Below are 12,726 nucleotides of genomic sequence, written 5' to 3' on the forward strand. Positions count from 1 at the left end.
TAGTGTTAAAAGTGGCTCTTTTTTAACCGTTTTCTTAGCGTCGTGTGATTTTGCCATGGTAATTAATTTTAATTAAACAATTTTTTATGCTTTTAATACAATTCTAAATCGGGCTTTACCATCTTCCAAATGCTTTATGGCTTTATTAACGTCCTCCAATTTAAATTCTTCAACCGTTGGATAGATAGAATGCCTAACACAAAATTCCAACATTTTTTTGGTTAATGCAATACTTCCTATCGGACTTCCTCCAACCGATTTTTCACCCATAATTAAGCTAAACGCAGGAATAGCCATAGGTTCTAAAACCGCACCAACGGTGTGTAATTTTCCCTGTGGTGCTAATGTAGTTAAAAAGGAATTCCAATCGAGTGTTACATTAGTGGTATTTAATATAAAATTTAATGTGCCCGTAATACCTTCTAAAGCTTCTGGTTTTGTGGAATCGACCACATGGTGTGCACCCATTTTTAAAATTTCTTCTTTTTTATTTGGGTTAGAACTGAAAGCCGTAACCTCACAACCCCAAGCTTTTAAAAACTTAATAGCCATGTGCCCAAGTCCGCCAACGCCTATAACTCCTACTTTATCGGTTGGCTGTACACCAGACAACACAATGGGGTTAAAAACAGTAATGCCGCCACAAAATAACGGGCCTGCTTTTGCCATATCCAAACCTTTTGGTAATGGAATAACCCACGACCAATGGCCTCTAACAAAATCGGCAAAGCCACCATGTCGCCCAACAATAGTAGCTTCAGAACTACCACATAAATGTTGTTTTCCATCTAAACATTGGTTACAATGCATACATGCGCCAGAATTCCAACCCATACCTACTTTATCTCCAACTTTTAATCCGCTAACATCGCTCCCTAACGCCATTACCTCTCCTACAATTTCATGCCCTGGTACTAATGGAAATTGGCTCATGCCCCAATCGTTATGAATCATGCTTAAATCGGAATGACAAATACCGCAATAATGCACTTTAATATCTACTTCTTCCTTACCTATTTCGGGCAATTCATATTGAAATTTTTCTAATGTACCGCCAGCTTCTTTTGCCGCATACGCATTAATTTTTTTCATAATTACTATTTTAGATATTGCTATCAATGTACAAAAAACAATAGCAACTTTTATAAGAAAGAAGTTAAATATAGTTTAAATTTAAACGGCATATTTACTAAATTTACAACTTCAACATTAATTAAAATTAAACATTATGAAAGTAATTGGAATTGGCAAAAACTATGTGAGTGATAAATCTGAAATTGCAGAAATTAAAACAGGGGATCAAATAATATTTTTAAAAGCAGAAAGTACAATAGTTACTAATAATAACAATATCGAATTTCCTTCTATTACTAAAGAATTAGCTTATGAGGTTGAATTAGTTGCTAAAATTGGTAAAAAAGGAAAAAATATAGCGGTTGAAAACGCTAATTCTTATATTTCTGAAATAGCTGTTGGCATTGACTATACAGCTAAAGATGTACTAGCTGCTAGCAGAGCAAATAAAGGCCCTTGGGCATTAGCTAAAGGATTTGATGGTGCATCACCAATTTCAAATTTTAAACCAGTTTCAAACTTTCCAGATTTAAACAATATCAATTTTGATTTAGTAATTAATGGTGAAACAAAACAAGTTGGAAATACCGATTTTATGATTTATAATTTTAGTGAAATCATAGCATTTGTTTCAAACTATATGACTTTAGAACCAGGCGACCTTATTTTTACTGGAACACCAGCACTTGGTGCCGGTTTGAATTTTAAAGGCGACCACATACAAGCTTCTATTGAAGGCGAATTGCTTTTAGATTTTAAATTAATTTAATCTACAAAAGCCAAAAAAAAGACTTGTAAATTTATTGAATGAAAAATTCCATTGCAGAGCGTGTTTACGATTTTTTAAAAAATTATCCACCCTTTAATATTTTAAAAGATGATGATTTGCTGGAAATCTCTAAGCAAGTTTCCATTGTTTATTTAGAAAAAGGCGATACGCTATTTAAAAAAGGCGATGCGTTTAACGAACACTTCTATATGGTTCGTAACGGTGCCATTACATCATTTCACACCAACAATAACAACGTTCAAGAAATAGTAAACATAAGTGATGCCGGAGATATTTTTGGTGTACGTCCGCTTATTGCAAAAGAAGATTACAAGCTTACCGCAACGGCAAACGAAGAATCTATTGTGTATGCTATTCCAATAGACACTTTTCAAGCGGTTACAAATAATAACGCCAGTGTTTATAAATTCTTAATTACGGCCTTTGCAACCAATGCCTATGACCCCTATACTGCCGAAGAAACCGGTAAAATTTTTGCCGATTACTTACCCAGTACCTCACAAGATGTTGTCAGTTTTCAAACAGCCAATTACACAAAAAACCCCATTACTTGCGATTTTAAGTCGTCGTTAAAAGATGCTGCCATCACCATGAGCACCTACAAAATTGGCTGTATTATTGTAGTAGATGAAGATATAAAACCTGTAGGCATCATTACAAATAGCGACATTAAAAACAAAATTGCTACTGGTTTATTCCCTATTGAAACGCCTGTTACCAATATTATGAGTACGCCTGTTATTACCAATAAAAAAGATTTAACAGTCGCGGATGGTCAATTACAAATGATAAAACACAATATTGGGCATTTATGCATTACCAAAGATGGTACAGTAAACTCTAAGCTTATTGGTGTATTAACGCACCACGATGTTTTGGTTACCCTAGGCAACAACCCATCGGTGATTTTAAAAGAAATAAAGCGTGCCAAGCGCACCAAAAAATTAAGAACTGCCAGACTTAAAGCCAATACGCTTTTAAAAAGCTATTTAGAACAAAATATCCCTATTTCGCACATCATAAAAATCATTTCCCAAATTAATGATGCTGTTACCATTCGCGCCATAGAAATTGCCATAAAAAAAATGCCAATACTACCTCCTGTAGCATTTTCTTGGATGTCTATTGGAAGCCAAGGCAGAAAGGAACAATTGCTTTTTACAGATCAAGATAATGCCATTGTTTTTCAGGATGTAGAAAAAGATGTATACGAAGAAACTCAAGCCTATTTTTTAGAATTAGCAAAAATGGTTACCAAATCTTTAAACAAAATAGGATTTGAATATTGCGAAGCAGATATGATGGCTCGTAATTCTGAGTGGTGCAAATCTGTTACCAATTGGAAATTACAATTTGAAAACTGGATTTTAAACCCCGATGAAAAAGCCATTTTACTATCCTCTATATTTTTTGATTACAACTGTGTTTATGGCGATAATAACCTGGTTGATGAATTGTCTGACTCTATTTATGAAACCCTAAGTAAAACCTCATTATTTTTTAAATTTCTAGGAAGGGATGCGCTTAAAAACCCACCGCCTCTTGGTTTTTTCAAACAGTTTTTAGTTGAGGAAAGCGGCGAACAAAATGACCTTTTCAATATAAAAAGCAGAGCCTTAATGCCTTTAATAGATGCTGCCAGATTACTTACTTTAAGTAATAATATAAAAGGCATCAATAACACATCTGAACGTTTTGAAAAATTAGCCGAAATAGAACCCAATAATAAAGAACTTTACCAGTCGTGTTCTTACGCCTTTAAAGCTTTATCAAAATTTAAAACAAAGCAAGGGTTACTTCACAACAATTCGGGGAAGCTTATTGAATTGGAAACGCTTACAAAAGAGGAAAAACTTAAGTTAAGACGTTGTTTTAAACCTATACAGGAAATTCAAGAAACCTTAAAAATGAGGTTCGATTTAAAGAATTTCATGTAATATGAAGTTGAATCTCTAATCCATTTAAAAAATAATAGATAATAACAGATGAATTTTGATTGGTTATTTAAGAAAAAACAAGAATTTCCCGATTTCTGGAACGACTATCTCAATACATTCAACAAAAAGAAAAATAAAGATACTTCTATTGCAAATTCCCGCTTTGTCGCTTTTGATACCGAAACTACAGGATTCGATAAAAAAGAAGACCGTGTGCTATCTATCGGTGCCGTCTCGTTTATTGGGAAAACCATTCAGGTTAATAATAGCTTAGAATTGTACTTGGAACAAGATGTTTTCAAACCAGAAACCGTTGAAATACACGGATTGATGAAATCAGGTTCTCAAGATAAAACATCGGAATTAGAAGCCATAAAAACATTTTTATCATACATAAAAAATGATGTTTTAATTGCTCATCATGCCAATTTTGACAGGTGTATGATTAACGAAATGCTTTTAAGACACGGTTTGGGCAAACTAAAAAACAAGTTTATTGACACAGGTGTTTTATACAAAAAATCGCTTCACATAATTTATAGGCAAAAAGAAAAAACATATACTTTAGACGAATTATGTAAAGAATTAAACATACCTATGGTAGATAGACATACAGCCACCGGTGATGCTTTAATCACTGCTTTGGTATTCTTAAAAATTATAGGACGCTTGGATAAACGCAAACACTTAGATTGGGGGTATTTGTTGGAAAAATAATTGTCAATTACCAATTGATAATTGACAATTATTAATTTTAAAGCGCATTATCCATTATATCCTGCACCACTTCTGGATTCAACAAAGTGCTGGTGTCTCCTAAATTAGAGGTGTCTTTACAAGCTATTTTTCTTAAAATACGACGCATAATTTTACCCGAACGCGTTTTTGGCAACCCTTGTGTAAACTGTATTTTATCAAGTTTTGCAATAGGCCCTATTTTATCCGAAATAAGTTGATTGATTTCTTTTCTTAAATTATCATGATTTCTATATTCCCCAGTATCTTTAAGCGTTACATAACCATATAAAGCACTTCCCTTAATATCGTGCGGAAAGCCTACAATGGCAGATTCTGCTACTGCTGGGTGTTCGTTAATAGCATCTTCAATCGGTGCTGTTCCTAAATTATGCCCCGATACGATAATAACATCATCTACCCTACCCGTTATTCTGTAGTAACCTACTTCATCACGCAAGGCACCATCACCTGTGAAATATTTATTTTCATAAGCCGAAAAATAAGTTTCTCTATAACGTTCATGATTTCCCCAAATGGTTCGCGCTATAGATGGCCAAGGGAATTTAATACACAAACGGCCTTCAACTTGATTGCCTTTTAGTTCATTACCAAGTTCGTCCATTAATGCCGGTTGTATACCAATAAATGGTAAGGTAGCATAGGTTGGTTTTGTTGGTGTTACATACGGTATAGGTGTTATCATGATACCACCTGTTTCGGTTTGCCACCAAGAATCTATAATAGGGCTTTTGTTTTTCCCAACCACATCGTTGTACCAATGCCAAGCTTCCTCGTTGATAGGTTCACCAACACTACCTAATACTTTTAAGGATGATAAATCGTATTTTTCAACCAACTCTACCCCTTGTTTTGCCAAGGCACGAATGGCGGTTGGTGCGGTATAAAACTGGGTTACTTTATGTTTATCTACTATTTGCCAAAAGCGACCAAAATCTGGATAACTAGGTACACCTTCAAACAAAACGGTTGTGGCTCCATTTGCTAACGGGCCGTAAACTATGTAACTATGCCCAGTAATCCAACCAATATCGGCTGTACACCAATACACATCGTTTTCACGATACTGAAATGCATTTTTAAAAGTATAAGCGGTGTACACCATGTAACCCGCAGTGGTATGTACCATGCCTTTTGGCAACCCAGTTGAACCTGATGTATACAGAATAAACAACGGATCTTCAGCGTCCATTACTTCGGCTTTACAATCTGTTGAAGCCGCATCTAAAAGGGGTTGCAACCATAAGTCACGACCTGCTTTCATCGTAATTTCAGAATTGGTACGTTTTGCAACCAACACATTTTTTACCCCTGGGCACTTTTCCAAAGCTTCATCTACAATACCTTTTAAATCGATGGATTTTGCTCCTCGATATGACCCATCTGCAGTAATGACCATTTTACAGTCGCTATCATTAATTCGTGTTGCTAATGCTGTTGCAGAAAATCCTGCAAATACCACCGAATGAATAGCACCAATACGCGCACAAGCCAACACGGAAATGGCGAGTTCTGGAATCATAGGCACGTAAATACAGACCCTATCGCCTTTTTTCACTCCATGATTTTTAAGTACGTTAGCAAATTGGTTTACACGTTTATGCAATTGACTATAGGTAATGTGTTCCGACGGCTCTTCAGGATTGTTAGGTTCAAATAAAATAGCTGTTTTATCACCACGTGTTGCTAAATGCCTATCAATACAGTTTTCGGTAATATTAAGCTTCGCACCTTCAAACCATTTTACTTCAGGTTTGGTAAAATCCCAACTTAATACATTGTCCCATTTTTTGCGCCATACAAAATGCTCTTCGGCTACTTCTTCCCAAAAATTTTCGGGTTCTCTAATTGATTTTCTGTAAACTTGATAGTATTCTTCTAAATGCTTGATGTGGTAATTACTCATTTTCTTTTTCTGTTGATGTGTTTATTTGTTTATGAGTTTATAGTTTAATCGTTAAGTTGTTTGTTGTTAAGTTGAGAATCATCTAAACAACTCCACAACATACGACTTATTTTTTTTTATTGTCAATTGAATTAATGTCCTGTAGCTTCTCCCGCACCACTTGGTATTCGGATGTTTTCAACAATATCCTGTACATCTTGAGGCGGTTCTGGTGTAAACTTCATAATAACTATGGATACTATAAAATTAAGAATCATAGCGATAGTTCCAAAACCTTCAGGTGAAATTCCAAACCACCAATCGTCTTTTCCTCCACCACCAAACCAATCGAACTTAAATTTAAGCATATAAAATAACATGGACAAGATACCTACAACCATACCTGCGATGGCACCTTCTTTGTTCATTTTCTTATAAAAAATCCCTAAAATAATGGCTGGAAAAAAGGACGCTGCAGCTAAACCAAAAGCTAAAGCTACAGTTGCCGCAACAAATCCTGGAGGATTAATTCCGAAATAACCTGCTACAACAACTGCTACAACTGCTGATAAACGTGCAGCAATTAATTCGCCTTTTTCAGAAATATTTGGGTTGATCATTTTTTTAATTAAATCGTGAGATACCGACGATGAAATAACCAATAACAAACCTGCTGCGGTTGATAAGGCTGCTGCCAATGCACCTGCTGCTACCAAAGCAATAACCCAATCTGGTAAATTTGCGATTTCTGGGTTGGCAAGCACCATAATATCGTTATCTACATACAATTCATTATCTGTATTTGGATTTGGTTTCTTAAAATCAAATTGCCCTTCTTCATCTTTTAAAAATGCTTCACCCGCTAAATACTGAATTTTTCCATCTGAATTTTTATCTAAAAATCCTATTAATTTAGTTTCCTCCCATGTTTTAAACCATTGAGGCATATTAATATATTCTTTATTACTAACTGTCTCGATTAAATTAGTCCTTGCAAAAACTGAAACTGCTGGTGCTGCGGTATATAAAATAGCGATTAACAACAATGCTAATCCTGCCGATTTACGGGCATCTTTCACACGTTTCACAGTAAAAAAGCGCACGATAACATGTGGTAAACCTGCTGTGCCAACCATCAAAGCCAGTGTTATGGCAAATACATCAATCATAGATTTTGAACCTTCGGTGTATTCGGCAAAACCTAAATCGGTACTTAAACCATCTAATTTATCCAGTAAATAGGTTCCGGAACCATCAGCTAAAGTATCTCCAAAACCTAATTGTGGAATGGGATTCCCCGTCATTTGAATGGATATAAAAATAGCAGGTACCATAAAGGCAAAAATAAGTACACAATATTGAGCTACCTGCGTATAGGTGATGCCTTTCATACCACCAAGAACCGCGTAAAACAACACGATGATCATACCTATAATAACCCCAGTGTTAATATCTACTTCTAAAAAACGTGAAAATACCAAGCCCACACCACGCATTTGACCCGCTACATAGGTAAACGATACTAAAAGCGCACAAAAAACACCTACCATACGTGCGGTGTTGGAATAATATCTATCACCAATAAAATCGGGAACTGTAAATTTCCCAAACTTACGTAAATAAGGCGCTAACAATAATGCTAAAAGCACATAACCACCGGTCCACCCCATTAAATACACAGCACCATCATATCCTGCAAACGAAATAATACCTGCCATCGATATAAAAGAAGCAGCACTCATCCAGTCGGCTGCGGTTGCCATACCATTCGCTAAAGGTGATACACCGCCACCTGCAACATAAAACTCTTTTGTTGATCCTGCTCTAGACCAAATGGCAATACCTATATAAAGTGTGAATGTAAGACCTACTATAATGTAAGTCCAATTTTGTACCCCAAATCCTGCTGCTAAAAACAAACTATTCATCATAACCGTATTTTTTATCTAGTTTATTCATTAGGCGAACATATACAAATATGAGTACAACAAAAACATATATAGCCCCCTGTTGTGCAAACCAAAACCCTAATTTAAAGCCTCCCATTTTTATTTGATTCAACGCATCTTTAAATAATATGCCTGCACCGTAAGACACCAAAAACCAGATGGCTAATAGTATAAAGAGGTATCTAATGTTTTCTTTCCAATAGGCTTTTGAATTGCTTTTTGTCATGTTTTATTTTATTTAGTTGGTTATTATTTTAATAAGTTTTAAGTTTAAATTATTAAATTAAATAGTTTGAATAAACCTTCAATATTAAAAAACTATCTCTCAAATAAATAATCTTTTATAGGTTATTCCATCCTGTACTTTACTGCTATCATCACATTTTAATAAAAATAAACTTCCATTACTGTCCAGTTAATGATAAAACTATCTCAAGACATGACTGCTAATATAATACTTACCTCGTAAATCTAGATATAATTATCTTTTTATCTGAATGGATTAAAGAACACAAGCCTATCACAAATACAACTACTTGCTCCTAATATCAGATTTTCAAAGCATTGCATTATACGTGAAAAATATCTTTATATAATTACATAAATATTATGGAAGCTTTGCCTAGTTTTAATTTTTAGAAGTATATTTACCCTAATCAAACTAAATTTAAGATTGCAAACTAATCGCTTATATTTTATTGATGCAGTTCGAGCATTTGCCATTTTAATGATGCTTCAAGGGCATTTTATAGACACCCTGCTAGACCCAATTTATAGAAACACTATCTACCCTGCATATAATGTGTGGTCTTATTTTAGAGGGATAACTGCCCCTACTTTTTTCACTATATCCGGATTGGTTTTCACCTATTTGTTATTACGTGCCAATGCCAAAGGCGACGATAAAAAACGAATGAAAAAGGGCATATTTAGAGGGCTTTTGCTTCTAGGTATTGGCTATAGTTTACGTGTTAATTTAGTAAGTTGGTTTACAGGTTATTTTAGTCCATATTTTTTAGTAATAGACGTACTACAGTGCATTGGTTTGTCGCTTATACTCTTGGTAATTCTTTATTCTATATTTAAAAACCATAGTTATCTGTTTTCCATCGTGCTCTTTTGCATTGGGTGTGCCTGCTTTTTATCGGAACCCTTGTATAGAAATCTAGTAATTGATAAAGTACCGCTCTTTTTTGCTAATTATATGACCAAAGTTAATGGCTCTGTATTTACTATTTTACCATGGTTTGGATATTCGGCATTTGGCGCGTTTTTCTCTACCGTATTTTTTAGGCACGCACACCGCAATCGTTTCAAACAATTTACCATTGCAACTTTTTTTGTTATGGGTTTTTTATTGATTTTTTATTCAACCGATTTCCTGTTCTATCTTCATAAAATAACTGGATATGAATTATTATACAGATGTGCCGATTTCAATTATTTATTTATAAGAATGGGTAATGTTTTAATCCTTTTTGGCTTATTTTATACTTTTGAACGCTATTTAAAACAATCCATTATTTCAAGAATTGGTGAAAAAACATTATCCATGTATGTAATACATTTCATCTTACTTTATGGAAGTTTTACTGGCTATGGTTTAAAAAAATTCTTCAATCAATCTTTAAACCCATGGGAGGTAATTATTGGTGCAGCTATGTTTGTTATTGTAGTTTGTCTTATATCCTTTTATTATGCCCGTACCAATCACTTTGTTTATAATTTAGCCAGAAGGTTTGTGAATTTATTTAAAAGATAGCACCATGGCATACGATGTATTTTTAGCCGATAGAATACGCCAACAACTAAAAGAAAAACATATCTTTTTTGAAGAGCTAAACATGATGGGTGGTTTATGTTTTAAAGTAGATAACAAAATGCTTTGCGGTATTCATTTAGATAAAAAATTTGGCGACAACTTACTCATGGCACGTATTGGTGAAACGGTATATGAAGCTGAACTTGAAAAACCAAATTATTTACCCATGGATTTTACGGGTCGCCCCATGAAAGGCTATGTTTTTGTGACCCCCGAAGGTTTTGATACTGATGAGGATTTATCGTATTGGTTAGATTTGTGTTTAGCTTTTAACCCTTTGGCAAAAGCCAGCAAACCCAAAAAGAAAAAAGGTTAATCGTTATTTTCATTATAAAACGAGCTTTTTAATAAATTTTATTGCTTCATTTCTACAAATTAAACCATTCACTTAATTTAAAGTCTAACATTACAATTACGTCCTGTTATATAAAACCAATTAAATTAATTCAACCAATATTATGAAGTTTTTTTATCTTATTTTAATAAGCATTTGCCTTTCCACAACTACTAATTGGAGTCAAAATAGACCTCAAAACAACAATCAATCTGCTAATTACTTAAATAGAAGTTGGCGCTATGTGGCAAACAACATGCCATCAGAATGGTATGGCTCTGAGGAGGCTAAACAGGTAGCCGAAAACATATTAATAACCCAAAAAAATATTGGTGGTTGGGCAAAAAACAAGCCATATCACCATACCTTATCAGCTACAGAAAAAGAAGAATACCTGAATACCAAAGACAAAGTTGGTGGTACTTTCGATAATGGCTCAACTATAACCGAATTACGGTTTCTTGCCAAAGTATATACCCGTTTAAAAGACGAACGCTATAAACAAGCTTTTATAAAAGGCATCCATTACATTCTAATTTCGCAGTACAGTAATGGAGGGTGGCCACAATACTACCCAACTAAAGAAGCCGAAGAAGAAGTTCGTTTAGACCACACTGCTCCTTACTCTATGCATATTACCTATAACGACAATGCTATGGTGAATACCATGGAGTTTTTAAAAGACATCTTTTTAGATGAAGAAGATTTTACAGCTTTAAAAATAAACCATCATTTAAAACAAAAGGCAGAAACTGCTTTTAATAAAGGTGTGGAATGCATTTTAAATACCCAAATAGTTGTAAATAACAAACCTACCGTTTGGTGCGCACAACATCATGAAACAACTTTGGCTCCTGCCAATGCACGTTCTTATGAACTGGCTTCTTTTAGTGGTTCAGAATCTGTGGGGATTGTGCTGCTGTTAATGAACATAGAACATCCTTCTAAAAAAATTATTAATGCTATTGAAGGTGCAGTAAATTGGTTTGAAACCCACAAAGTGGAAGGTATAAAAATAGAACGTGTTACCCTTTCCGATGGCACAAGAGACCGCATAGTTGTAGAAGATAAAGACGCACCAACTTTATGGGGACGTTTTTACGATTTAGAAACCGAAAAACCTTATTTTGCTAGTCGCGATGGTATCAAGAAAAACACTATTGCTGAGATAAGTTATGAACGCAGAAATGGCTATAGCTGGTACACATCAGCGCCAGAAAACGTTTTAAAAGCATACCCTGATTGGAAAAAAAAGCTAAATACACACAAGTAAAACTACTAAAGTATATCGTCTAATCTGTGCGTTTTTAGTTTATAAAACTTAACTTCGCTATTCTGTGAGTCACTTACATAAAAACACTTTTGCCTACTCACTATTGAATATTACGAAAAACACCATGGACACAAATATAAATTTAGCAGTACTTATTGATGGCGATAATATCCCATCGGCACACGTAAAGGAAATGATGGAAGAAATTGCCAAATACGGCAACCCCACCATTAAACGTATTTATGGCGACTGGACCAAACCACATCTATCAAAATGGAAAAACCTGTTACTTGAAAATGCCATTACGCCTATTCAGCAATACGGTTATACCACAGGAAAAAATGCCACCGATTCTGCAATGATTATTGACGCCATGGATGTATTGTATTCTGGTAAAGTAAATGGTTTTTGCTTGGTTTCCAGTGATAGCGATTTTACACGTTTAGCCGTTAGACTTCGCGAAGCGGGCATGTTGGTCATTGGTATTGGTGAAAAAAAGACGCCCAACCCATTTATTGTAGCCTGCGATAAATTTATTTATGTTGAAATATTAAAGAATAAAGCCGATAGGGAAAATAAGGATACCGATGATACTAAAGACAACGTTGATAAACTGACCCCAAAAGATATTGAACTAATTAAAACCACCATTGCCGACGTTTCTGATGATGATGGGTGGGCATTTTTAGGTGATGTTGGTAGTTTGCTACAAAAAAAACAACCCAATTTCGATTCTAGAAATTTTGGTTTTGATAAATTGACACCTTTAATAAAATCGATTGATATTTTTGAATTGGAGCAACGCGAAAACCCCAGAAGTCGACATAAACTCATTTTTGTGCGTATAAAGGCAAAGCAAGTTATTGTTAAAAAGAAACGACGATAAAATATACCTTCCTAAGTTAT

At 34.6% G+C, this 12,726-nt stretch carries 11 protein-coding genes; 7 read left to right on the top strand and 4 right to left on the bottom strand.

Going from position 1 to position 12,726, the window contains the following annotated elements; all coding sequences use genetic code 11:
* Positions 1 to 84 precede the first annotated feature (84 nt).
* Positions 85 to 1,092 carry an NADPH-dependent aldehyde reductase Ahr gene (gene ahr / locus VP395_RS01125; protein ID WP_346239860.1) on the bottom strand — a complete coding sequence of 336 codons (1,008 nt, stop codon included), beginning with the start codon at positions 1,090 to 1,092 and terminating at the stop codon, positions 85 to 87.
* A gap of 136 nt (positions 1,093 to 1,228) precedes the next feature.
* Here ahr and VP395_RS01130 point away from each other — a divergent pair, with 136 nt between their 5' ends.
* The 3 genes from VP395_RS01130 to VP395_RS01140 are packed head-to-tail and all read left to right on the top strand — an operon-like array spanning position 1,229 to position 4,518.
* Positions 1,229 to 1,843, top strand: coding sequence for a fumarylacetoacetate hydrolase family protein (locus VP395_RS01130; RefSeq protein WP_346239861.1), 615 nt, complete (start codon positions 1,229 to 1,231; stop codon positions 1,841 to 1,843).
* Positions 1,844 to 1,881: 38 nt separating this feature from the next.
* Positions 1,882 to 3,801, top strand: a complete 1,920-nt coding sequence (locus VP395_RS01135) for a DUF294 nucleotidyltransferase-like domain-containing protein (RefSeq protein WP_346239862.1) — start codon at positions 1,882 to 1,884, stop codon at positions 3,799 to 3,801.
* A gap of 48 nt (positions 3,802 to 3,849) precedes the next feature.
* Positions 3,850 to 4,518, top strand: coding sequence for a 3'-5' exonuclease (locus VP395_RS01140; RefSeq protein WP_346239863.1), 669 nt, complete (start codon positions 3,850 to 3,852; stop codon positions 4,516 to 4,518).
* Positions 4,519 to 4,555: 37 nt separating this feature from the next.
* On the opposite strand, the gene acs is transcribed toward VP395_RS01140, so the two are convergent.
* From acs to VP395_RS01155, 3 genes are all read right to left on the bottom strand, one after another.
* Positions 4,556 to 6,463, bottom strand: coding sequence for an acetate--CoA ligase (gene acs / locus VP395_RS01145; protein ID WP_346239864.1), 1,908 nt, complete (start codon positions 6,461 to 6,463; stop codon positions 4,556 to 4,558).
* Between the two features lie 131 nt (positions 6,464 to 6,594).
* Complete coding sequence (locus VP395_RS01150; protein ID WP_379884136.1) at positions 6,595 to 8,370, bottom strand: sodium:solute symporter family protein; 1,776 nt, start codon at positions 8,368 to 8,370, stop codon at positions 6,595 to 6,597.
* Positions 8,363 to 8,617: a DUF4212 domain-containing protein gene (locus VP395_RS01155; RefSeq protein WP_346239866.1), complete on the bottom strand. Its 255-nt coding sequence runs from the start codon at positions 8,615 to 8,617 to the stop codon at positions 8,363 to 8,365. Before VP395_RS01155 ends, VP395_RS01150 begins: the two co-directional genes overlap by 8 nt.
* Before the next feature lie 447 nt (positions 8,618 to 9,064).
* Between VP395_RS01155 and VP395_RS01160 the strand changes: the two genes are divergently transcribed.
* The 4 genes from VP395_RS01160 to VP395_RS01175 all read left to right on the top strand — a co-directional run bounded on the left by VP395_RS01160 (position 9,065) and on the right by VP395_RS01175 (position 12,706).
* Positions 9,065 to 10,153: a heparan-alpha-glucosaminide N-acetyltransferase domain-containing protein gene (locus VP395_RS01160; RefSeq protein WP_346239867.1), complete on the top strand. Its 1,089-nt coding sequence runs from the start codon at positions 9,065 to 9,067 to the stop codon at positions 10,151 to 10,153.
* Between the two features lie 4 nt (positions 10,154 to 10,157).
* Entirely contained in the window at positions 10,158 to 10,529 is a 372-nt protein-coding gene (locus VP395_RS01165; RefSeq protein WP_346239868.1) for a TfoX/Sxy family protein, read from the top strand.
* Between the two features lie 142 nt (positions 10,530 to 10,671).
* The gene (gene pelA, locus VP395_RS01170) at positions 10,672 to 11,820 is read left to right on the top strand and encodes a pectate lyase (protein ID WP_346239870.1); all 1,149 of its coding nucleotides are present in this window, start codon (positions 10,672 to 10,674) and stop codon (positions 11,818 to 11,820) included.
* A 124-nt stretch (positions 11,821 to 11,944) separates the two neighbouring features.
* Positions 11,945 to 12,706 carry an NYN domain-containing protein gene (locus VP395_RS01175; RefSeq protein WP_346239871.1) on the top strand — a complete coding sequence of 254 codons (762 nt, stop codon included), beginning with the start codon at positions 11,945 to 11,947 and terminating at the stop codon, positions 12,704 to 12,706.
* The last annotated feature ends 20 nt before the right edge of the window (positions 12,707 to 12,726 follow it).

The sequence above is a fragment of the Mariniflexile soesokkakense genome (assembly GCF_039650365.1).
GTDB lineage: Bacteria > Bacteroidota > Bacteroidia > Flavobacteriales > Flavobacteriaceae > Mariniflexile > Mariniflexile soesokkakense.